Annotated in this window: 19 protein-coding genes and 1 pseudogene; 8 read left to right on the top strand and 12 right to left on the bottom strand. The window is 70.8% G+C overall.

Annotated elements, in window-relative coordinates; genetic code table 11:
• Positions 1-49: 49 nt before the first annotated feature.
• Positions 50-457, bottom strand: a complete 408-nt coding sequence (locus tag ACWD4G_RS08560) for a YciI family protein (RefSeq protein ID WP_451291521.1) — start codon at positions 455-457, stop codon at positions 50-52.
• Between the two features lie 465 nt (positions 458-922).
• On the opposite strand from ACWD4G_RS08560, the gene ACWD4G_RS08555 reads away from it, so the two are divergent.
• Positions 923-2,656 carry a penicillin-binding transpeptidase domain-containing protein gene (locus ACWD4G_RS08555; RefSeq protein WP_451291519.1) on the top strand — a complete coding sequence of 578 codons (1,734 nt, stop codon included), beginning with the start codon at positions 923-925 and terminating at the stop codon, positions 2,654-2,656.
• A 17-nt stretch (positions 2,657-2,673) separates the two neighbouring features.
• On the opposite strand, the gene ACWD4G_RS08550 is transcribed toward ACWD4G_RS08555, so the two are convergent.
• Positions 2,674-3,321, bottom strand: a complete 648-nt coding sequence (locus ACWD4G_RS08550) for an RBBP9/YdeN family alpha/beta hydrolase (protein ID WP_451291518.1) — start codon at positions 3,319-3,321, stop codon at positions 2,674-2,676.
• Positions 3,322-3,612: 291 nt separating this feature from the next.
• On the opposite strand from ACWD4G_RS08550, the gene ACWD4G_RS08545 reads away from it, so the two are divergent.
• The 4 genes from ACWD4G_RS08545 to ACWD4G_RS08530 all read left to right on the top strand — a co-directional run bounded on the left by ACWD4G_RS08545 (position 3,613) and on the right by ACWD4G_RS08530 (position 6,635).
• The gene (locus ACWD4G_RS08545) at positions 3,613-4,152 is read left to right on the top strand and encodes a YbaK/EbsC family protein (protein WP_451291516.1); all 540 of its coding nucleotides are present in this window, start codon (positions 3,613-3,615) and stop codon (positions 4,150-4,152) included.
• A complete protein-coding gene (locus tag ACWD4G_RS08540) occupies positions 4,149-4,991 on the top strand; it encodes an EamA family transporter (RefSeq protein WP_451291514.1) in 843 nt (280 codons plus the stop codon). The genes ACWD4G_RS08545 and ACWD4G_RS08540 overlap by 4 nt, the downstream gene beginning before the upstream one ends.
• A gap of 108 nt (positions 4,992-5,099) precedes the next feature.
• Positions 5,100-5,375, top strand: a complete 276-nt coding sequence (locus ACWD4G_RS08535) for a DUF1876 domain-containing protein (RefSeq protein WP_451291512.1) — start codon at positions 5,100-5,102, stop codon at positions 5,373-5,375.
• A 234-nt stretch (positions 5,376-5,609) separates the two neighbouring features.
• Positions 5,610-6,635: an AraC family transcriptional regulator gene (locus tag ACWD4G_RS08530; RefSeq protein WP_451291700.1), complete on the top strand. Its 1,026-nt coding sequence runs from the start codon at positions 5,610-5,612 to the stop codon at positions 6,633-6,635.
• Between the two features lie 547 nt (positions 6,636-7,182).
• On the opposite strand, the gene ACWD4G_RS08525 is transcribed toward ACWD4G_RS08530, so the two are convergent.
• The 5 genes from ACWD4G_RS08525 to ACWD4G_RS08505 form a co-directional block, all read right to left on the bottom strand.
• Complete coding sequence (locus ACWD4G_RS08525) at positions 7,183-8,346, bottom strand: serine hydrolase domain-containing protein (RefSeq protein WP_451291510.1); 1,164 nt, start codon at positions 8,344-8,346, stop codon at positions 7,183-7,185.
• Positions 8,347-8,427: 81 nt separating this feature from the next.
• Positions 8,428-8,886 carry an organic hydroperoxide resistance protein gene (locus ACWD4G_RS08520; protein WP_451291508.1) on the bottom strand — a complete coding sequence of 153 codons (459 nt, stop codon included), beginning with the start codon at positions 8,884-8,886 and terminating at the stop codon, positions 8,428-8,430.
• 155 nt (positions 8,887-9,041) lie between these two features.
• Positions 9,042-9,869, bottom strand: a complete 828-nt coding sequence (locus ACWD4G_RS08515) for an energy-coupling factor ABC transporter ATP-binding protein (RefSeq protein ID WP_451291506.1) — start codon at positions 9,867-9,869, stop codon at positions 9,042-9,044.
• A complete protein-coding gene (gene cbiQ, locus ACWD4G_RS08510) occupies positions 9,857-10,618 on the bottom strand; it encodes a cobalt ECF transporter T component CbiQ (protein WP_451291504.1) in 762 nt (253 codons plus the stop codon). Before cbiQ ends, ACWD4G_RS08515 begins: the two co-directional genes overlap by 13 nt.
• Position 10,619: 1 nt before the next feature.
• Positions 10,620-11,705 carry an energy-coupling factor ABC transporter permease gene (locus tag ACWD4G_RS08505; protein WP_451291502.1) on the bottom strand — a complete coding sequence of 362 codons (1,086 nt, stop codon included), beginning with the start codon at positions 11,703-11,705 and terminating at the stop codon, positions 10,620-10,622.
• Positions 11,706-11,933: 228 nt separating this feature from the next.
• Here ACWD4G_RS08505 and ACWD4G_RS08500 point away from each other — a divergent pair, with 228 nt between their 5' ends.
• Together ACWD4G_RS08500 and ACWD4G_RS08495 are read left to right on the top strand one after the other, a co-directional pair.
• Positions 11,934-12,281, top strand: a complete 348-nt coding sequence (locus tag ACWD4G_RS08500; RefSeq protein WP_451291500.1) for an SsgA family sporulation/cell division regulator — start codon at positions 11,934-11,936, stop codon at positions 12,279-12,281.
• A gap of 107 nt (positions 12,282-12,388) precedes the next feature.
• Positions 12,389-13,144: a histidine phosphatase family protein gene (locus ACWD4G_RS08495; protein ID WP_451291498.1), complete on the top strand. Its 756-nt coding sequence runs from the start codon at positions 12,389-12,391 to the stop codon at positions 13,142-13,144.
• A 26-nt stretch (positions 13,145-13,170) separates the two neighbouring features.
• On the opposite strand, the gene ACWD4G_RS08490 is transcribed toward ACWD4G_RS08495, so the two are convergent.
• From ACWD4G_RS08490 to ACWD4G_RS08470, 5 genes and pseudogenes are all read right to left on the bottom strand, one after another.
• Positions 13,171-14,037 (bottom strand): intradiol ring-cleavage dioxygenase, encoded by an 867-nt coding sequence (locus ACWD4G_RS08490; protein WP_451291497.1) that lies wholly within the window; start codon positions 14,035-14,037, stop codon positions 13,171-13,173.
• A 129-nt stretch (positions 14,038-14,166) separates the two neighbouring features.
• Positions 14,167-15,039, bottom strand: coding sequence for an LLM class flavin-dependent oxidoreductase (locus tag ACWD4G_RS08485; protein WP_451291495.1), 873 nt, complete (start codon positions 15,037-15,039; stop codon positions 14,167-14,169).
• A gap of 13 nt (positions 15,040-15,052) precedes the next feature.
• Positions 15,053-15,184: pseudogene (locus ACWD4G_RS08480) on the bottom strand (mycothiol transferase); the annotation flags it as partial.
• Between the two features lie 136 nt (positions 15,185-15,320).
• The gene (locus tag ACWD4G_RS08475) at positions 15,321-17,615 is read right to left on the bottom strand and encodes an MMPL family transporter (RefSeq protein WP_451291493.1); all 2,295 of its coding nucleotides are present in this window, start codon (positions 17,613-17,615) and stop codon (positions 15,321-15,323) included.
• Between the two features lie 282 nt (positions 17,616-17,897).
• On the bottom strand, positions 17,898-18,503 hold the full coding sequence (locus ACWD4G_RS08470; protein WP_451291491.1) for a TetR/AcrR family transcriptional regulator: 606 nt from the start codon (positions 18,501-18,503) through the stop codon (positions 17,898-17,900).
• Positions 18,504-18,789: 286 nt separating this feature from the next.
• Here ACWD4G_RS08470 and ACWD4G_RS08465 point away from each other — a divergent pair, with 286 nt between their 5' ends.
• Entirely contained in the window at positions 18,790-22,161 is a 3,372-nt protein-coding gene (locus ACWD4G_RS08465; protein ID WP_451291489.1) for a S41 family peptidase, read from the top strand.
• Positions 22,162-22,327: the final 166 nt, after the last annotated feature.

The following is a 22,327-nucleotide window of genomic DNA, read 5'->3' as shown; positions in this document are numbered from 1 at the left end:
GACACGGTCGAGGTCATCCGTGATGTCGAGATCATCCGTGATGTCGGGGTCACTCCGTGATGGTGGGCGACCCGGTCCAGAAGGGGCGCAGCTCCAGCCACTCGTGGATCGGCTTCCCGCCCGCGCCGGGGGCGGCGGACAGTTCCCCGGCCAGCTCCACGGCCCGCTCGTAACTGTCGACGTCGATCACCATCCACCCGGCGATCAGGTCCTTGGTCTCGGCGAACGGCCCGTCGGTGACCGGCGGCCGCCCCTCCCCGTCGTACCGCACCCACGCCCCCTCGGGCGCGAGCGCCGTCTCGCCGACGAACTCCCCGGTCTTCTCCAGCCGGTCCGCGAAGTCCCGCATGTACTGCACATGCGCCGAGATCTCCTCCGGAGTCCACCGCTCCATCGGAACGTCGTTCACGGCGGCGGGAGCACCCCGGTAGTGCTTCAGCAGCAGGTACTTGGCCATGATCCTTCTCCTACCTACTCGGGCGACCCATTCTGGCCGCGCTCACCCCGGGGACGGAGCCGACGACGCGTTCTCGACATGAAGGGGAGATTTTTTCGAGGCGGGGGCGCCGTTGGGTTGGGGGTGCGTTGCGGGGTGCGGGTTCGTTGTGGCTGATCGCGCAGTTCCCCGCGCCCCAAAAAGCCGGGGCCCGCAGCCTGAAGCGGCGAGCGCGGGGCCCTGAGAACAGGTGCCTGCGGGAGGGATGAAAAAGCAGGCCAGCAGGCCGGTTTTTCAAGGGGCGCGGGGCTGTGACATATGCGGCTCCGCCGCGTGGGCGCGACCAGCCACAACCCCACCCGCACCCGCCAAACCACCCCGCCCCCGAGCTATTAGGCACCCCCACCCCCGGAGTGACTACTGTGGTCCCCCTCGTTGTCATGATGACGAGAGGCAGTCGGGGGCAGGCACCGGAAGGTCAACCGCGTGGGTAAGAGAAGGCGTGTCGACGAGCGCAAGGCCGCGAGGTCGGCGAAGGCGCGGCGCCCCGCCGTACTCGGCGGAATGGCGGCCGTCGCCCTCGGCGGCGGCGCGTTCGCGGTGTACACGGTGTTCGGCGGCGGCGCGGCCGCCGAGGACGCCTCGGCGGCGGACGCCAAGGCCGTGAAGTCCGGCCCCCTGTCGGCCACCGAGGTCCGAACCGCCGCCACCACCTTCCTCACCGCCTGGCAGAAGGGCAAGGTCACCAAGGCCGCCGCGGCCACCGACGCCCCGTCCGCCGCGAAGACCGCGCTGACCGGTTTCACGAAGGACGCCCACGTCGAGGACGTCACCCTCACCCCCGGCAAGCGCACGGGCGACAAGGTCGCGTTCTCGGTCAAGGGAACGGTCTCCTACAAGGGCACGAGCAAGCCCCTCACCTACAAGTCCTCCCTGACGGTCGTACGGGCCGAGAAGGACGGTGAACCGACCGTCGGCTGGCAGCCGTCCGTCGTCCACCCCGACCTCGGCGAGGGCGACCGTCTGGTGACCGGCGAGGCGGGCACGCCCCCGGTGACGGCCCTCGACCGCGACGGCGGCGAGCTGACGACCAAGAAGTACCCGTCGCTCGGGACGGTGCTGGACAGCCTCCGGGAGAAGTACGGCAAGAAGGCCGGCGGCAAGTCGGGCATCGAGCTACGGGTCGTACGGGCGAAGGCGGAGGACGACGAGTCTGCGGACGAGTCCTCGAAGGCCGAATCCAAGACGGAGACGGAGAAGGAGAAGGCCGCCGACAAGACCCTGCTGGAGTTGAGCGAGGGCACGCCGGGTGAGGTGAAGACGACGCTCAGCCCGTCGCTGCAGGCCGCCGCCGAGGCTCAGGTGGCGGCGAAGAAGCGGGCCTCGGTGGTCGTGATGCGCCCCTCGACCGGCGAGATCCTGGCCGTGGCCAACTCGGGCCACGGTTTCAACGTGGCCTTCCAGGGCTCCCTCGCCCCCGGTTCCACGATGAAGATCGTGTCGTCGGCCCTCCTCATCGACAAGGGCCTGGCCTCGGCGAACAAGGTCCACCCCTGCCCGAAGTACTCGTCGTACGGGGGCTGGAAGTTCCAGAACGACGACAAGTTCGAGATCAAGGGCGGCACGTTCAAGGCCAGCTTCGCGCGTTCCTGCAACACGGCCTTCATCTCCCAGGCGAAGAAGCTCGACGACGACTCCCTGACCCTGGAGGCCCAGGAGGTCTTCGGGCTCGGGCGCGACAACTGGGCGATCGGGGTGTCCACCTTCGACGGCTCGGTGCCGGTGCAGAGCGACGCCCCGATGGCCGCCTCCCTCATCGGCCAGGGCGGGGTCCGTATGAACCCCCTGAACATGGCCTCCGTCGTCTCGACGGCCAAGACGGGCGTCTTCAGGCAGCCCTATCTGGTCCCCCCGTCGGTCGACGGCCGGACCCTCGCCACCGCCTCCCGCCCCATGTCCGAGACGGTCCGCTCCCAGCTGCGCGAACTCCTCCAGTACACCGCCGCGGCCGGTACGGCGGCCGAGGCCATGGCGGGCCTCGGCCCGGACTACGGCGCCAAGACCGGCTCCGCCGAGGTCGACGGCCAGGAGGAGCCCAACGGCTGGTTCACCGCCTGGAAGGGCGACCTCGCCTCAGCCGGTGTCGTCCAGGAGGGCGGCCACGGCAGCGAGTCGGCCGGCCCGATCGTCGCCGCCCTCCTGAAGGCGGGCACGAGCTGAGGCCGGGCCTTAGGGCGCTATTCCTTCCGGCTCCGGATCGGCATCGCCTCGTACGACTCCGCCCTCGCCTCCAGACACCACTCCAGCATCGACGGCCAACTGCCGTAACCGGAGTCGGGGTTGAGGTGGGCCTCGCCGGGGATGAGGTCGCCGGGAAGGCCCAGGGGTTCGGCGTACGCGAAGAGGGCGCCCCGCGGGCAGTACGGGTCGTCGTCGCTGCCGACGACCCGGGTGTACGAGGCGGCCCCGGCCACCCGCGCGGGCGTCAGCGGCGGCGGTGCGAACTCGGCGATCTCCGGGTGCTCCAGCGCGACTTCGGGGGCGGGCGGGGCGACGAGCAGCACCCGTTCGACGGTACGGCCGGACAGCACGTCGTCCCGGCCGACCGCGTGCAACCACAACAAACAGGCCAAGCTGTGGCAGACGACGGTCACCCGCCGCCCCGACAACTCCCCCAACAGCACATCCAGCTCAGCGAGCCACCGCTCCAGATCCGGATCATCCGGCTCCGGCAACTGCGGATACACCACCTCGCACCCCAGCTCACTCAGCCGATCGGCAAGCCAGTACTGCCAATGCCCGACGGGCCGACGGTTCTGCCACCCATGCAGGATGAGAAACGCCCGCCCACCGTCCTCTCCCGAATGCCCCGAAGTCTCAGTCATCCCCCGATAGTCGGGGAGAGGAAGACAAGGGTCCAGTCCCGTCTCTCTGCCTGAAACGAGGGCGACGCTCTCCGAAGGGACCGCACCCCGAAAGGGGCGCGGGGAACTGCGCGAGCAACCACGACACACGCCGCACCCGCGAAACCACACGCACCCCCGAGCTACTAGGCGGAGGGGGGTCAAAGGGGCACAGCCCCTGGTGGACGGGAAGGGTAAGGGCGGCGGGGGCGAACAAACCCCGTCACAAACCCAGTCGCATGCCCCGTACACCCACCGCTACCGTGTCCCGCCATGACCCTCTCCCCAGCCCACCCCCGCTTCACCGAAGCCCTCACCACCCTCGGCCTCACCCACCTCCATCCCCACATCCGCCACTTCCCGGAAGCAACCCGCACAGCCGCAGAAGCCGCCACGGCCCTGGGCTGCGACCCCAGCGAAATCTGCAAGTCCCTGATCTTCGCCGCGGACGGCATCCCCGTCCTGGTCCTGATGGACGGCGCCTCCCGCGTGGACACCGAACTGCTCCGCCGCGAACTCGGCGCCGAGAAGGTCACCCGCGCCAAGGCGGACGTCGTACGCGAGACCACGGGCTACGCGATCGGCGGAGTCCCGCCCTTCGGCCACCGTACGAAGACCCGCGTCCTGGCCGACCGTTCCCTCCTCGCCCACGAGATCGTCTGGGCGGCGGCAGGCACCCCGTACACCGTCTTCCCCATGGACCCCGGGTCACTGATCGCCCACGCGGGCGCCACGACGGTGGACGTCAGGGAGGCCCGAACCGACCACGAGCCCCAGGCCGACGGCACACACAACGCACCCCCCTCCGCATGACGCCGCTGGTCACCGCGGCCGTCCTGCTGGCCGCGGTCACCCATGCCTCCTGGAACGCGATCGCCCACAACATCACGGACAAGCTGGTCGGCTTCGCCCTCATATCCGGCGGCGGCGCGCTCATCGGCCTCGCCGCGCTCCCCTTCGTACCGTTCCCGCAGCCCGCCGCCTGGCCGTATCTGATCGCCTCGACGGTGATCCACGTCGTGTACTACGTCCTGCTCATGACGTCGTTCAGGCTGGGCGACTTCGGCCAGGCGTACCCCCTCGCGCGCGGCTCCGCGCCGCTCGTGGTCACGGTCCTCGCCGCCGTCTTCGCGAGCGAGGTGCCGAACGGCTGGGCGGCGGCCGGCATCCTGCTGAGCTGCGCGGGGCTGACCGGGGTCGCGCTGTGGGGCCTGCGCGGCAGCCGGCCGCGATGGGCGGCGATCGGCGCGGCGCTGGCGACGGGCCTGTCGATCGCCGCGTACACGGTGGTGGACGGCCTGGGCGTACGGGCCTCGGGCTCGGCGATCGGCTTCACGGCCTGGCTGATGGCGATGAGCGTGTCGGTCCCGGCGTACGCGATCTGGCGCTGGCGCGGCGAGACGTTCGCCCGGCTCCGCCCGTTCGCCGCCGTGGGGTTCCTCGGCGCGGCGCTGTCCGTCGGGGCGTACGGCCTGGTCCTGTGGGCCCAGACCAGGGCGACGCTGGCGCCGATCGCGGCGCTGCGGGAGTCGTCGATCATCGTCGGGGCGGCGATCGGGGCGGTGCTCTTCAAGGAGCGGTTCGGGGCGCCGAGGATCGTGGCGGCGGGGCTGCTGGTGCTGGGCATCGGTCTGATGCTGAGGGCCGGGTGAGGCGTACGCGTCCGCCGGCAGCCGGAACCGGGCTCCGGACGCGGTCAGGCCGTGCATCCACGGGCGCGGAGGAGCACTCTGGAGAGAGCGGTTCCGGAGGTGATCGTCATGATGCACACCGCTGTCGGATGGCATGTCGAGCTGGAGTTCCAGGAGGACCAACAGCGCACCCGGGCGGCTGCCCTCGTACGCCTTCCCGACGGGAAAGAGGTACGGGCCCAGGGTTACGCCAGCCGCCACCACACCGACTCCAATCAGCCGAGGGTCGGCGAGGAGATAGCCGGTGCCAGGGCACTCAACGAGCTGGCCATGAAGCTCCTGACGAAGGCCCACGACGAGATAGACGAGGCGTCGGGGCGTACGTCCCACCCGATCGCCATGTAGCCCGGGGGCCAGGTGGCCCTGTGCCCAGGTAGCCCCGTGGTCAGGTAGAGCGAAACCGACCGCACGGCTGCCCGTGGTCCCACGCAGCCGCGGGCAGTCGTGCACGGGGGGACGGCCGGGGCAGCCGAGGGCATCCGTGTCCTGGGGACGGCCCGGCGCGGCCGTACGCTGCGGCGTTCGCTCTCCCGCCGGGCGCCCGACATCCCGTGGAGCGCCCTGTGGTTGACTACGACGGTGCTGCACGAGGTCGTCTTCCAGACCGTGGACCTCCCGGTGACCGACCGGTTCGAGGCCTGGTCGGTATTGATGAGCCAGACGCACGCCCCCATGAACCTGACCCGTCTGGCCAAGGCCGCCCCGGCGCCCGCCGACGACTACTTCGCCCACCAACGCCTCATCGCCCTCGGCGAGGTCGCGGTCTGGCCGGCCACCTTCGACCCGCTGGTCTTCCACCGCACCCCGAAGCTGATCCGCCAGTCCGACCCGGAGACGTTCCATCTCTCCCTGCTGCTCCGGGGCGAGGGCGCGGCCAGCTGGGGCACCCACGAGAGCACGTACGGGATGCAGGACTTCCACATCAGCTGCTCGTCGGTGGCGTTCGACGTCCGGACCGGCGCCGACCCGGTCACCATGGTCGGCGTCGAGATACCGCGCTCGCTGGTGGCGCTGCCCGCGCGCAAGGCGAACCGGGTGATCGGGAGCCGGCTGTCGGGGCGGGACGGGATCGGGGCACTGCTGGCGCAGTTCCTGACGCAGCTGGCGGCGGACACCGTCCCGTACCGGCCCTCGGACGCGGCCCGGCTGGGTACGGTCGTCACCGATCTGGTGACCGCGCTGTTCGCCCACACCGTGGAGACGGACCCCCGGCTGCCGCCGGAGACGCACGGCCGCATGCTGACGCTGACGGTGAAGTCGTTCATCCGCCGTCATCTCAGCGACCCGGACCTCACCCCCGCCACGATCGCCGCCGCCCATCACATCTCGCGCAGCTATCTGCACCGCCTCTTCCAGGCGGAGGGCCTCACGGTCGCCGCGTACGTCCGCGACCAGCGGCTGCGCAACGCCCACCGTGAGCTGACCGCGCCGGACCCGGTCCTGCGTGCCACGCCGATCCACGCGATCGCGGCGCGTTGGGGTTTCCCACGCGCCGCCGAGTTCAGCCGGGCCTTCCGCTCGGCGTACGGGGTGTCGCCGAGCGAATTGCGCCGGCGGGGGCCGCGCGTCGCGGTGGAGGTTGAGCGTGGACTCCTTGCCAAGTGACTGTGCACTGTGTGCCAACGACAGAGTGGGGATCTTTGGCGCATCCTGGTGATCGCCGCTGCGGAGGGCGGCCGTCCGGATCTACGGGATCGTGCCAGGGCACCACGGGGGAGTGCTGGGGCGCCGGTGGGAAAGGGCGGCCGCCGGGCGCCTAATAGCTCGGGGGATGCTGTTTTGGTGGCGGCCGCGGGCTGAGTTTGGCTGGTCGCGCAGTTCCCCGCGCCCCTGGACGAGGCGCTGCGCGCTCGTCCGCCCCGCCTCCGGCAGCACCCCCTCCCGACATCACGCACGACCGTCGGGCTCGCTCCCGCCAGGGGACCCGGGTTTCTCGGAGCTCGGGGGTGGGGCGTGGGTCGGCGGTTGTGGTCGTGGGGTCGGTCGCGCTCACGCGGTGACCCTCGCGGTGCGAACCGCGTGGGGACGCCGTGGTCGGCTCGGCCCCGCGATCCGGGGCGCGCCTCTACTCCTCTGCCCGGAGGCGCGCCCCCACAACTCTCTGTGCGCCCCGGAGCCACGAGCCGCGCCCCCACAACCTCCCGGCCGGGGGCTACAGGCTCCGGCCCACTGCCCGTGCCAGTGCCTGGGCCCTCGGGTCGGCCGTGACCGTCTTGCGGTAGCCGTTGGTGAGGTAGCCGAAGGCGATACCGGACTCGGGGTCGGCGAAGCCGAGGGGGCCGCCGCGGCCGGGGTGGCCGAAGGAGCCGGCGGCGAGGAGGGGCGAGGCGCTGCCGTGGAGCATGTAGCCGAGGCCGAAGCGGGTGTTGATGACGAGGGTCCGGTCGGGTCCGGAGGACTCCTCGGCGCGGGCCGCCTCCAGAGTCGTGGGCCCGAACAGCCGTAGGCCGTCGACCTCGCCGATGAGCGCCGCGTAGAAACGGGCCAGGGCCTGGGCGGTGGCGATGCCGTTGGTCGCGGGGAGGGCGGTGGCGCGGTACGCGGGGTCGTTCTGGTCCGGGAACGGGGTGATCGCGGCGAAGGCGCGGCGGGTGAGGGAGCCGGGGTCGTCGTAGGCCTCGGTGACGGCCTTCTTCGGCCGCAGCCGTAGCGCGCCCGGCGGCTCCGGCGCGGCCTCCAGCCGGCCCGCGCGCCCCACCCGGCCCTCCGCCGCGACCGCGTCCGGCAGTCCCAGCCACAGGTCAAGACCCAGCGGCCCGGCGATCTCGGAGGCGATCCACTCCCCGGTCCCCCGGCCCGTGACCCGCCGCACCACCTCGTCGAGGAGCCAGCCGTAGGTCAGCGGGTGATAGCCGTGGTCGGTGCCGGGCTCCCAGGCGGGGCGCTGCGCGACGACCGCCTCGGGTCCCCGGCGCGGGTCCAGCGCGTCGACGGGAGTGAGAGGGTGGTCGAGGACCGGCAGGCCGGCCCGGTGGTTCAGCACATGCCGCACCAGCACCCCGTCCTTGCCCTGCGCCTTGAACTCCGGCCAGTACCGCCCCACCGGCGCGTCCAGGTCCAGTTCACCGCGCTCGGCCAGCATCAGCGGTACAGCGGCGGCCACGCCCTTCGTCGCCGAGCGCATGATCTGCGCGGTACCGCGCTGCCAGGGCTCGGCACCGTCGACGTCCCGGGTCCCGGCCCACAGATCGACGACCTTGCGCCCGTGCCGGTACACGACCACGGCCGCGCCCCGCTCCCCGAGCACCTCGAAGTTCCGTACGAACGCCTCCCGGACCGGCTCGAAGCCCTCGGCCACCACGCCGTTCACGTCCACGCCCGCACTCCCTGTTCGCTCACCCGACGTCCGCTCGCTGGACGGCATCGAGTGGAACACACGCGCGGGGCGGCGGATTCCTCAGCCCAGCACGATGGTGACGTCGATGTTGTCGCGGGTGGCGTTGGAGTACGGGCAGACCTGGTGGGCGGCGTCGACGAGTTGGGCGGCTACCTCTTGGTCGATGACGGGGAGGGAGACGCTGAGGGCGACGGCGAGACCGTAACCGCGCTGCTTGTTGGGCCCGATGCCGACCTTCGCGGCGACGGTCGACCCGGTCAGGTCGTACCCCTCGCGGCGGCCGACGAGGACGAGCGCGCTGTGGAAGCAGGAGCTGTACCCGGCCGCGAACAGCTGCTCGGGGTTCGTCCCGTCACCGTCCCCGCCCAGCTGCGGAGGCATCGCGACCTTGAGATCGATCTGCCCGTCCTGACTGGTGATGTACCCGTCCCGCCCTCCGTGCGCGGTGGCCTCGGCGACATACATGATCTTCAACGGCCGAGTGTCGGACCGGTCCCCACCAGCAGCATCCTCAGTCATCGATCGCCCTCCCCCAAATCAAGCGCACACAAGTACATCGCGCACAAGATACCGACCGGTACGAAGCGGGAAGTTACCAGGGGGTAGTAACTAAAGGTAACCCAAGGTCACGCCACGCCTATTAGGCTCCCACCCGACATCACCCTCCTGTTTCGTCACGCGCCCCACTGCGGACGGAAGCCGAACGGCAGCTCCAGCCGATGCTCCCGCATCAACGCGTCGTCGGCGAGGAGTTCCCCGGTGGGACCATCGGCGGCGATGACCCCCTCGCTCAGGATCAGCGACCGCGGACACAGCTCAAGCGCGTACGGCAGATCGTGCGTGACCATGAGCACCGTCACGTCCAACGACCGCAGGATGTCGGCGAGTTCACGCCGCGACGCGGGGTCGAGATTGGACGACGGCTCGTCGAGGACGAGGATCTCCGGCTCCATGGCGAGCACGGTGGCGACGGCCACCCGCCTCCGCTGCCCGAACGACAGATGATGCGGCGGCCGTTCCTTGAACTCGGCCATGCCCACTCGATCGAGCGCCCGGTCCACCCGGGCCTCCAGCTCGGCGTCCTTGATCCCGGCCGCGGCGGGCCCGAAGGCCACGTCCTCCCTGACCGTCGGCATGAACAGCTGATCGTCCGGGTCCTGGAAGACGATCCCGACCTTCCGCCGGATCTCGGCCATGTGCCGCTTGCCGACGGGCAGCCCGGCGACGGTCACGGTCCCGGCGCCCCCGGTGAGGATGCCGTTGAGATGGAGGACGAGGGTGGTCTTGCCGGCCCCGTTCGGCCCGAGCAGCGCCACCCGCTCGCCCCGACCGATCCTGAAGTCGACGCCGAAGAGCGCCTGATGCCCGTCCGGGTAGGCGAAGGCGAGCCCGGCGACATCGAGCGACGGCGGCACGGAAGCCCCGGCCAAGTCACCGGCGGCGGAAGCACTCTCGGCGGAATCGGCGGCGGAATCACTGGCTGTGGTGGTCACAGAATCCATCCCAACAGACATACGACGAGCGCGGCGAACGGGAGGGCGAAGGCGTACGACCACTGCGCCCGGGACGCGGTCACCTCGTCGATGACGGGCATGGTGCCCGCGTACCCCCGGCTGATCATGGCCAGATGAACGCGCTCTCCCCGTTCGTACGAGCGGATGAACAGCGCCCCGGCCGACTTGGCGAGCACCCCCCAGTGCCGTACGCCGCTCGCCTCGAACCCCCGTGACTCCCGGGCGATGCGCATCCTCCGCATCTCATCGGTGATCACATCCCCGTACCGGATCATGAACGAGGCGATCTGGACGAGCAGCGGCGGGAGTTTGAGCCGTTGCAGTCCCAGCAGCAGCTCCCGCAGTTCGGTGGTGGCGGCGAGCAGGACGGAGGCGGCGACGCCCAGCGTCCCCTTGGCCAGAACGTTCCAGGCACCCCACAGCCCGTTGACGCTGAGCGACATCCCCAGCACCTCGACGCGTTCGCCCTGTGCCACGAACGGCATCAGCACGGCGAAGGCGACGAACGGGATCTCGATCAGCAGCCTTCGGAGGAGGAAGAGCGCGGGCACGCGGGCCGCGTACGCGACGCCGCCCAGCAGCACGGCGTACAGCCCGAACGCCCACATCGCCTCGCGCGGCGTCGACACCACGACGACCACGAAGGCGAAGACGGCCGCGAGTTTGGTGTGCGGTGGGAGCAAGTGGACGGGTGAGTGCGCGTGCCGGTAGAGCCGGTGGGCGTGGCCCGCTCCCATCTCAGGCGCTCTCGGCGACGGATGCGGAGGAACCCGAAGACCCCGGCGTACCCGAAGACTCCGAAGTCCCCTCGCCCGTACGGCGCTTGCGTACGGTCCAGAAGATCCCGGTCCCGGCGACGACCGTGACGCCGACGCCGATCACGCCCGCGAGACCGCCGGAGAGCCGGGCGTCGGTGAGGCCCTCGATGCCGTAGTCGGCGAGCGGCGAGTCGGCGGCGGCGTGCTCCTCGGCCTTGGCGTCGAAGCCCTTGTCGGCGGCGACCTTCTCCAGGCCGTCCGGATCGGCGGAGGCGTAGAAGCTGACGACACCGGCGAGGAGGAGGGACGTGCCGAGTCCGGCCAGCAGCAGCTTGCGGGGCGAGCGCGCGGCGACCGGCGCGGGCACGGGTGCGGGCGCGTCGACGAGTTCGCCGTTGACGCGGAGCTTGAGGGGGGCGGTCAGACCGCGGGCGCCATGGACGAGATCCGGCCGTACGGCGATGACGGCGCCGACGGTGAGGGCGGTGATCGCGGCCTCGCCGATGCCGATCAGGACGTGCACGCCGACCATGGCGGTGAGGACGGACCCGATCGGTACGTCCGTGGTGCCGCCGATCGCGTAGACGAGGGTGAACGCGGCGGCGGCGGAGGGCACGGAGAGCAGCGCGGCGACGAACGCGGAGACGGTGACGGACCGCCGTGTCTTCGGCAGGACCTTGACCAGCCCCCGGAAGACGGCGTATCCGACGATCGATGTCACCACGGCCATGATCGTGATGTTCACGCCGAGGGCGGTGAGACCGCCGTCGGCGAAGAGGATGCCCTGCATCAGGAGCACCACGGACACACACAGGACCCCTGTATAGGGGCCCACGAGTATCGCGGCGAGCGCACCGCCCAACAGGTGCCCGCTGGTTCCGGCGGCGACCGGGAAGTTCAGCATCTGCACGGCGAAGATGAACGCCGCGACGAGCCCGGCGAGCGGTGCCGTGCGCTCGTCCAGTTCGCGGCGGGCCCCGCGCAGGCTCACGGCGACGGCACCTGCGGCGACGACTCCGGCGACCGCCGAGACGGGGGCGTTGATGAATCCGTCGGGGACGTGCATACGAAGGCTCGCTCTCCGGTACGCGGGCTGGCTGGAACCTTACGATGATAGAGCCCTATTGCGAGGATGTTGCAAGAGCATCGCTACCCCAATTACGGGGGGCGCACCCACAGGCTCACAGGCCCACGGGCTTCCCAGCAGCGCCATGGCGAAAATGTGCGACATTGGAGACGGCGGACAGCAGATTCACAGCTTCCGCCCAGGTCACTCAGCGTGAGGAGCCGCCCGATGTCCGTCACCGTCGAGCAGTACGCCCGGGCCCATGTGGTCACGGACTCCCCCGAGGACCGTGACAGCGTGCCGGTCGTCCTCCGCTACGACCCCGAGGACGCCCCCACCACCATCCATGTCGACCTCTTCGGCGCCCACGAGTGGACGTTCCCCCGCGACCTCCTCGAACGAGGCCTGCGCACCCCCACCAGCGACGGCCCCATCAGCATCTGGCCCCTCGGCAGGGTCCAGGCCGTCATGGAGTTCCACTCGTCGCAGGGCGTCGAGGTGATGCAGTTCGACACCAAGGCCCTGATGCGCTTCCTGAGACGGACGTACACGGCGGCGGCCCCGGTCCCGCGCTGACGGGAACGCCGGCGGAAGTCGGCAGAAGTCGGCAGAAGGAGCATCCGGCGGCGGCACATACGACGCGCACACCATGGGAAACCTACGCCTGCGTGGCAGGAACCCCCATGGAGGTGCGAGTGTCCGACGCTCCCGGCGAGTTCGTCGCCCCCTGTTCCCTGGCCGCCGTGTGGGCGGTACGGCATGGACAGAGCACCGCGAACGCGGCGTACGAGGAGGCGGAACGGACCGGTTCGACGGAACCGCTGCCCGGCCGGGACGCCGACGTACCGCTCTCCGAACTCGGCCGGGCCCAGGCCGGCGCGTTGGGCGCATGGCTGGCGTCGGCCCGCGCGGAGAACGGAAAAGACGGCGGCGGCGATGGCGGCGGGCCGGACCTGGTGGTCTGTTCCCCCTACGCACGCGCCGTGCAGACCTGGACGTCGATGGCGGCGCACCCCGGGGTCACCCCTCTCCCTCTCCTCCTCGACGAGCGGCTGCGGGACCGGGAGATGGGGGTGTTCGAGATGCATCCGCCGAGCGCGATGCGGGCCCGGTCGCCGGAGGAGGCGGCACGGCGGGAGCGGGTCGGGGAGCGGTTCTACCGGCCGCCGGGCGGGGAGGCGTTGACCGATGTGGTGCTGCGGGTGCGGGACCTGGTGAACGAGCTGGACCGGGTCGCGTCCGGGCGCCGTGTGCTGGTGGTCGCCCATGACGCGATCGTCGTCGCCCTGCGGCTGGTGTTCGCGGGGCTCGGCACGACGTTCCCCGGCCGGCTGCCGCCCGTCCCCAACGCCTCCGTCTCACGGTGGGACGGCGACGAACGGGGACGGCTGCGGTTGGCGCGGTGGGGGGACACCGCGCACCTGGACCGCGTGGCGTGAGCCGACCGGGGATATGACACAGGCTCTTACACGGGCACCGTGAGGGTGGCGGTGTACCCCTTGTCGGTGTCGCCCTCAAGGGTGGCGAGCTGCTGGTCGTAGCCGTCGCTGAAGATGTTGTCGGTCTCCAGGGAGAGCTGGGCGAGGTTGTTGACGCTCTGGCTGTAGCCGTCCGTGGCGTACACGGTGTCGCAGATGTCCTTGGGGAAGGCGAGCTGCGAGGTGGCGACGATGTTCTGGGCGGCGGTGGCGTCGTCGAGGCTGCCGTAGACCTCGAAGTGGATGTGCGGCCAGCGGCCCGAGTAGCAGGCGGGGAAGATCGACGTGAAGGTGACCTGGCCCTTGTCGTCGGCCTCCTGGACGCCGCGCAGATAGTTCTCCTCGGTGATGCCCTCGGAGTAGAGGGAGTAGTTGCCGTCGCGGTCGCAGTGCCAGAGGTAGACGGCGGCGCCCGCCATGGGCGTGTCGCAGCCGGAGGACTGGTCGACGATGGTGAGGGTGACGGTCAGCGGGATGCCCTCGGCGACACCGCTGGCCGAGCCGAAGCTCTTGGTGATGTCCTGCCGGACGACACCGCTCTCCTTGAGGATGTTCGGGCCGTTGGAGCCGTCGCCCGGGTACGGGCCGGCGGTCTCCTGCGGGATGACCTCGCAGGACGAGTCGGAGGAGGAGGTCCCCGCGGACGAGGAGGAGGACGACGACGAGGACGTACCGGCGTCACTCGACTCGTCCGACGAACACGCCACGACCAGCGGGGCCATGCTCGCCCCGGCCAGCAGTCTCAGCATCCGACGCCGAGCGAACATGGGCAGGTCATGGGCCAGCCCTCCGTCGATCTCGCCCTCGTGGTCGTGGTGGTGGCCTTTGCCGTGATTCTGCGTCTTCTCGCTCATGGTGTGCCCGCGCGCTTTCTGAGTGTTCCCGTCATGGAATGCGCGTGATGCTATGAGGGATTCCTATGAACTCCCCAAGAGCGAACCAAGGGTTCCCCAAGCGTGACCCCAGCGGCTGCCTTCCGGCCGCTACGGCACCAGTGGCCGTACCTCCTCCGCCGCGAAGCGGATGAATCCCTCCGGGTCGGGCTCGTCGCCCGTCGGCTGGAGGATCACCCTGTCGGCGCCGGCCTCCGCCAGGCGTTCCACGGCCTTCGCCACCGCGCCGGCGTCTCCGGCGACCCCCAGGTCGGGGACGGATTCCAGGCCCTCGGCGGTCAGTTCGGCGCGCAGGCGGGGGGCGGCGTCCGGGCCGGTGGCCGTGAGGAGGTACACGACGATCTCGTGGGGGTCGGTGCGGCCCGCCGACTCCCGGCCCTCGTCGATCAGTCGGCGTGCCCGGCGGACGCCCTCGGGCGGGGTCCCGGCGGTGAGGATCGTGCCGTCGGCCGCCTCTCCCGACAGACGGAGGGTGCGTGGGCCGGTCGCTCCGGCGAGGAGTCGTACGTCCGGCTCCGGCGGCCAGTCCAGGGCGACGTCGGTCAGCCTGACGTAACGGCCGTCCGTCGTGATCCGCTCCCCTCGCAGCAGTGCCCGAGTCGCGTCCAGGTGTTCCCGGAGAAGGGTGAGAGGGGACTCGGCCCGGGCGCCCACCTGGCCCATCCAGTCCTGTACGCCATGGCCCAGGCCGACGGTCGCGCGGCCCGGGAACAGGCGGTGCAGCGTGGCCAGCTCCATCGCCGTGACGGCGACGTTCCGGAGGGGGACCGGCAGCAGGCCGACGCCCACTCGTACGCGTTCCGTCCAGGCGAGGGCCGCCGACGCCGCCGAGATACCGCCCTCACGGAAGCAGTCCTCCCAGAGCCACAGCTCCTCCAGCCCCGTCTCATCGGCCAGGCGGGCGATCTCCCGCAGTCGCTCCGGGGGCAGTTGGGGGCGGAAGACAGCACCGAGTCCAGTCATGAGTACTTCCTACTCACGCCCCGACCGTCCCGTCCACCCCCTCCCTCAAGAAGTCCGCGTGGCCGTTGTGGCGGGCGTACTCCAGCAGGACATGCGTCATCGCCATCCGCGGGGAGACCTTCTTCTCCCACGTCGGCTGACGACCCGGAGCGGCTTGGCGCAGACAGGAGCCGGTGAGGGCTCCCGTCCCCACGGGCCCTCACCGGCGGTCCTGTTCGGAGGCCGGCGCGTGGGACGCGTACCGCTCGGTTGCGTCCCGCCCGCGCCGGCTCCGGCTCATCTCACGCCCGCACCAACTCCCGGTCCTCGTCGGACCCCTTGGGCCCGCCCTTGCCGTCACCGTTGCCGGAGGCATCCGCGTCGTCCAGCGTGCGCAGGCCCTCGCCCTCGACATCGACGTTCGGCAGGACCCGGTCCAGCCACTTCGGCAGCCACCAGGCACTCTTGCCCAGCAGGGCGAGCACCGCCGGGACGATGGCCATGCGGACGACGAACGCGTCGAAGAAGACGGCGATCGCGAGGCCGAAGCCGATCATCTTGACCATCGACTCGCTGGAGGTGATGAAGCCCGCGAAGACGGCCATCATGATGATCGCCGCTGCCGTGACCACCCGGGCCCCGTGCTTGAACCCGGTCACCACGGCCTGGCTGGGCTGCTCCCCGTGGACGTATGCCTCGCGCATCCGGGTCACGAGGAAGACCTCGTAGTCCATCGCCAGACCGAAGACCACGCCGACGAGGAAGATCGGCATCATCGACATGATCGGCCCGGTCTCCTCGACGCCCAGCAGACCGGACAGCCAGCCCCACTGGAAGACCGCGACGACGGCGCCCAGCGCGGCGAGCACGCTCAGCAGGAAGCCGAGGGCCGCCTTCAGGGGGACCAGGATCGAGCGGAACACCAGGATGAGGAGGAGGAAGGCCAGGCCGACGACGAGAGCCAGGTAGGGGACGAGCGCGTCGTTCATCTTCTGTGAGAAGTCGATCTGCATGGCCGTCTGGCCGGTGACGAGGATCTCCGCGTCCGTGTCGGCCTTGATGTCCGCGCCGACGTCACGGATGGCATGGACCAGGTCCTCGGTCTGCGTCGAGGCGGGCTTGGAGTCCGGGATGACGGTGATGATGAAGGTGTCCCCGGCCTCGTTGAACTGCGCCGGGGCCACCGCCGCGACGCCCTTCAGGCCCTTGATCTTGTCGGCCGCCGTCGTGGCGGCCGCCTTCGGGTCGTCGGCGCCCTTGGCGTCGCCCACCAGCATGAGCGGGCCGTTGAAGCCGGGGCCGAAGCCCTCCGACAGGACGTCGTAGGCGCGGCGCTGCGTGGTGGAGGTCGGCTGCGTGCCGTCGTCGGGCAGACCCAGTTCCATCGAGGTGACCGGGATCGCGAGGGTGCCCAGGCCGACGACGCCGAGGACCAGGACGGCGAGGGGCCGTCGGATGACGAAGCTCGCCCAGCGGGTGCCCATGTTGGGCTTCGCCGCCGCGGCCTCCGCGGCCTCCGCGGCCTCCGCGGCCTCCGAACCCTCCGTGGCCTTCTTGCGGCGGCCGAACAGCTTGCTCTTCTCGCCCGCCGGCTGGACCTTCCCGCCCGCGTAGCCGAGCAGCGCCGGGATCATGGTCAGCGCGATCAGGACGGCGACGACGACCGTGCCCGCCGCCGCGAGGCCCATCTTGGTCAGCATCGGAACGTTGACGACCGAGAGGCCGGCCAGGGCGATCACGACCGTCAGGCCGGCGAAGACCACCGCGGAGCCCGCCGTGCCGGTGGCCCGGCCGACCGCCTCCTCGCGCTCGCGGCCCTCGGCCAGCTCGGCCCGGTAGCGGGAGACGATGAACAGCGCGTAGTCGATGCCGACCGCGAGTCCGATCATCACCGCCAGGGTGGATGTGGTCGAGTTCATCTCCAGGGTGCTGGCGAGGGCGAGGATGACGGAGACGCCGATACCCACGCCGATGATCGCGGTCAGCAGCGGCAGCCCGGCCGCGACCAGCGAGCCGAGGGTGATGAGGAGAACGACCGCGGCGATGGCGAGGCCGATGATCTCGCCCACCCCCATCTCCGAGGGCGCCTGGAGAGCGTCACCGCCGACCTCGACGGTCAGCCCGGCGTCCCGCGCGTTCTGCGCGGCCTCTTCCAGGGCGTCCCGGGTGCTGTCCTCCAGCTCGAAACCGGTGACCTTGTACGACACCGACGCGTACGCGACCGTGCCGTCCTGGCTGATGGCGTTGGCCTGGTACGGGTCGGCGACGGAGGCGACCTCGTCGGACCCGTCGGCCAGTTCCTTGACGGTCTTCTCGACGGTCGCCTTGTTGTCGGCGTCCGTCATCTTCTCCCCGCCCGGCGCCTTGAAGACGACACGCGCGGTGGCGCCGTCGGCGGTCATGCCGGGGAAGCGTTCGTCCAGCAGGTCGAAGGCCTTCTGGGCCTCGGTGCCGGGGATGGAGAAGGAGGTCGCGCCCGGGGAGGGCGCGGAGGCGGCGCCGGCGCCTGCGAGCACCAGCAGCGCGACCCAGATCAGGGCGACGAAGTGTCGTCGCCGGAAGGACAGCCGGCCCAGTCTGTAGAGGAATGTGGCCACGGGTGGTACTTCCGTTCAGGTCATGGACGTCGTGGACGTGCGGAGGACAGGACTGATCAGCCCGTGCGGGGGCATGGCGAAGCCACGTGGGTGCGGGCAGGGGAGAGCCCGTGGACGAGGCATGGGGGTGCCCGTGCGGGGACAGGGGCGGGGATGATCGGCCCGACGACGATGGGAGTCCCCCCGGCTTGAGCGAAGCCGAAAGCTGGGGGAGGGGTCGCGTCAGGAAACGGTGGAACCGGGGGCGCTAACGGAACCGGCGGGTGCCGGACGCGTCAGCGGTCAGTGGTGGGTGATGGACACACCGAGGGCAGGGAGGACCACGGCGTCGATGTACGAACGGAGGTAGTCCTTGGTCGGCGGACAGTCCTCCAGGAGTGTCCGCGTGACGAAGGCGCCCAGCATCATATGGATGACATAGCCGATCGCCGGGTTGTCCGCCTGGACCTCGCCTCGGTCGACCGCCCGCTGAACAACCCGTTTGAAGTCGTCCATCTCCGGGTCGACCAGATGCTTCCGGAACGCCGCCAGAAGGTCGGGATTCGAGTGCACCGCCATGAACAGGCCCCGCATCAGCTGGGCGTTCTGTTCGATGGTGCCGTCGTCCTCACGACTGGTGAGGGCGTGCAGATCGCCGCGGAGGGTCCCGGTGTCGACGTCCGCGATACAGCCCGGCTGACTGGCCCACATCGCCTTCGCCACCAGCTCGGCCTTGCCGCCCCACTGGCGGTAGAGGGTGGCCTTGCTCGACCGGGTGCGCGCGGCCACGGCGTCCATGGTGAGGGCGTCGTAGCCGACCTCCCGGAGGAGATCGAGCACGGCCGCGTACAGCTCGGCCTCGCGCTCGGGCGTGAGTCGACTGCGGCGCACCGTCGTGGTCCCAGTCATCCCACTCCCCTTACTCCGGTTACTCCGGCTGCACGTTCGAGACGACAAGGCTACCGGTCGCGGGCCATGCGACCCACGGACTCGATACCCACGACAGAGGCTGCCCATACCGACTCCCGAACGAAACGGTTTCGTACGCTCATGAAGATACCCTGAGAACCTGCGAAACGAAACCGTTTCGTACGTGTCCTGGGTCACGAGCGTCCCGGAACGGCGAGTCACCCCACCCTTACATCCTGAAAAGTCATAAGTTGCCGCGTCCCTCCACCCGGAAAAGCATGGGGAGGTGAGCGAGACCCACCACCGCGAGACCCACGAGGCGGCCGACGACAGGCCCACCCCCGGCTACCTCCGCTTCCCCCACCTCAGCGGCGACCGCCTCTGCTTCGTCGCCGAGGACGATCTCTGGCTGGCCCCGCTCGACGGCTCTGAGCGCGCCTGGCGGCTCACGGCCGACCGTACGAAGGTCGCGACCCCGCGTTTCTCGCCCGACGGACGCCATATCGCGTACACGAGCTGGCGCAGCATCGTGCCCGAGATCCATCTGACGCCGGTGGACGGCGGCCGTCCGGCCCGGCGGCTCACCTACTGGGGCAGCCCCGACACCGAGGTCTGCGGCTGGACCCCGCCCGACGAGCAGGGCCACTCGGACATCCTGGCCGTCGCCTCGCACGGCGAGCCCTTCTCGTACTTCACCTGGGCGTACAAGCTCCGCCCCGACGGCGACCCCGGCCGCAAACTGCCGTGGGGCCCGGTCTCCGACCTCCAGATGGCCGAGATCGACGGCGAGCGCAAGACCCTGCTGCTCACCGGCACGCCCCCGCACGAACCGGCGTCCTGGAAGCGCTACCGGGGCGGGGCCATGGGCCGCCTCTGGCTGCACGGCGAACGACTCCTCGAAGGCATCGGCGGTCACCTCCACTCCCCCCTGTTCGTCGGCGGCCGGATCGCCTTCCTCTCCGACCACGAGGGGGTCGGCAACCTCTACTCCTGCGCCTACGACGGCTCCGATCTGCGCCGGCACACCGACCACGACGCCTTCTACGCCCGGCACGCCGCCAGCGACGGCACCCGGGTGGTGTACCAGTGCGCGGGCGACCTGTGGATCGTGGACGACCTGGCCCCCGACTCCCTCCCCCGCCGCCTCGCCGTACGCCTCGCGGGCCCGCGCACCGGCCGGCGCCCGTACCAGGTCCCGGCCGCGCAGCATGTCGACGGCCTCTCGGTCGACGACACGGGCCGCGCCAGCGCGGTCGTCGTACGCGGCAGCCTGTACTGGCTCACCCATCGCGACGGCCCCGCCCGCACCATCACCGACACCCCCGGCGTACGCGTCCGGCTCCCCGAGATGCTCGGCTCGAACGGGCAGGTGGCCTATGTGACCGACGCGGAGGGCGAGGACGCGATCGAGATCGCCTCTCTCCCCCGGGCCACCGGCGACCGCGAGCCCCGCCGACTCGCTTCCGGCGATCTGGGCCGCGTCCTTGAACAGGTGTCCGACCCACGCGGCGAACGCCTCGCCATCGCCTCCAACGACGGCCGACTGCTCCTCCTGACCGTGTCCGACGGAGCGGCTACCGCCGCGGGCACCGAGGACTCGGGCGGCGAGGTCACCGAACTGATCACCTCCCTCAACGGCCCCGTCCGCGACCTCGCCTTCTCCCCGGACGGCGCCTGGCTGACCTGGTCCCACCCCGGCATCGGCCGCAGCCTCCGCCAGATCAAGATGGCCCGTATCAAGGACCGTCTGATCGTCGACGTCACCAACGGCCGCTTCGAGGACGAGAACCCGGTCTTCACCCGCGACGGCCGCTATCTGGCCTTCCTCTCCTGGCGAGGCTTCGACCCGGTGTACGACGTCCACACCGGCGATCTCTCCTTCCCACTGGGCTGCAGGCCTTACCTGGTGCCGCTGTCGTCGGCCACCCCTTCTCCCTTCGCGCTCAATCCCGACGGGCGCCCGGTGGCCGGTGGCATGGACCCGACCGCCGACGAGGACACCGACGGCACGGTGACCGTCGAGATCGAGGGCCTGGAGAACCGGGTCACCCCCTTCCCCGTCACCGCGTCCAAGTACTCGGCGCTGTGCCCGGTCGCGGGCGGCGGACTGGTCTGGCTGCGCTGGCCGATCTCCGGCGCGCTCGGCGAGACCTTCGCCAGCCCGGACGACATGACCGGCCGCCCGACCCTCGAATACTTCAACATCAGCAAGGCGAAGAGGTCCGAACTGGTCGGCCATCTGGACTGGTTCGCGATCAGCGGCGACGGCTCACGACTGGTCGTCGTCGACGAGGGCGACCTGCGCGCCGTCCCCTCCACGGAACCCGGGGACAGCGACTCCACGGTCTGGATGGACCTCCGCCGCATCCTCCACGAGGTCGACCCGGCCGCCGAGTGGCGCCAGTCGTACGAGGAGGCCGGCCGGCTGATCCGCGCGTACTTCTGGGACCCGAGGATGAGCGGCATCGACTGGGACGGCGTCCTGGACCAGTACCGCCCGCTGGTCGACCGGGTGGCCTCACCCGACGAGTTCGCGGACCTCCTGCGCGAAGTCCTCGGCGAGCTTGGCACCTCCCACGCCTATGTGTCCCCCGCCCGCCGCAACGAGGGCCCGCCCCACTACCAGCGCCGCCAGGGCCTGCTGGGCGCCAACTTCGTCCACCGGGAGGAGGGTTGGGTGGTCCGCCGCATCCTCGCCGGTGACTCGTCGGACTCCAAGGCACGCTCGCCGCTGGCCGGGACGGGCATCAGGGAGGGCGCGGTCCTGACCCACGTGGACGGCCGCCCGGTGGACCCGACCACGGGCCCGTATCCGTTGCTGGCGGGCGCGGGCGGTTCGACGGTCGAGCTGACCTTCGCCCAACCCGTCGCCCACCACCACCCTTCCGAGGAAGGCCCTTCGGGCCCCTCTGACGCGGAGGGCGAGGGCCGCGCCCGCCGGGTCGCCGTGGTCCCCCTGATCGACGAACGCCCCCTGCGCTACCAGGACTGGGTGGCCAAACGCCGCGCTGTCGTACGGGAGTTGAGCGGCGGCCACTGCGGCTATCTGCACATCCCCGACATGGGCGGCTCGGGCTGGGCCCAGTTCAACCGCGACCTGCGCATGGAGGTCTCCCGCCCCGCCCTGATCGTCGACGTACGCGGCAACGCGGGCGGCCACATCAGCGAGCTGGTCATCGAGAAGCTGACCCGCACGATCCTGGGCTGGGACCTCACCCGCAACGCCCAGCCGGTGTCGTACGCCTCGAACGCCCCGCGAGGCCCGGTCGTGGCCCTCGCCGACGAAGCGACCGCCTCCGACGGCGACATGATCACGGCGGCCTTCAAACTCCTCGGCCTGGGCCCGGTCGTGGGCCTGCGCACCTGGGGCGGCGTGGTCGGCATGACCGGCCGCCATCAGCTGGGCGACGGCACGGTCATCACGGTGCCGATGAACGCGGCCTGGTTCGACGAGTACGGCTGGTCGATCGAGAACCGCGGAGTCACCCCGGACGTGGAAGTCATCCGCACCCCCCTGGACTGGGCGGAAGGCCGCCACGCCCAACTGACAGACGCGGTCCACCTGGCCTTGGACCTGTTGCGGTCCACCCCGGCAGCCATGCCCCCGGACTACAGAGAAGCCCCGGACCGCACCCGCCCGAAACTCCCGCCACGGTAGACCGCTTGGGCACGCGGGGTTGAAAGAAGGGGCGCAGCCCCGATCTTTCAGGGGCGCGGGGCTGTGACATATGCGGCTCCGCCGCGTGGGCGCGACAAGCCCCCACCCACCCGCACCCGACAACGAACCCACAACGCAAGCAAGGACGTGGGGCGCCCTCCACAAG

It is taken from the genome of Streptomyces sp. NPDC002643 (assembly GCF_053592555.1).
This window is presented reverse-complemented; position numbering and strand designations above follow the sequence as displayed.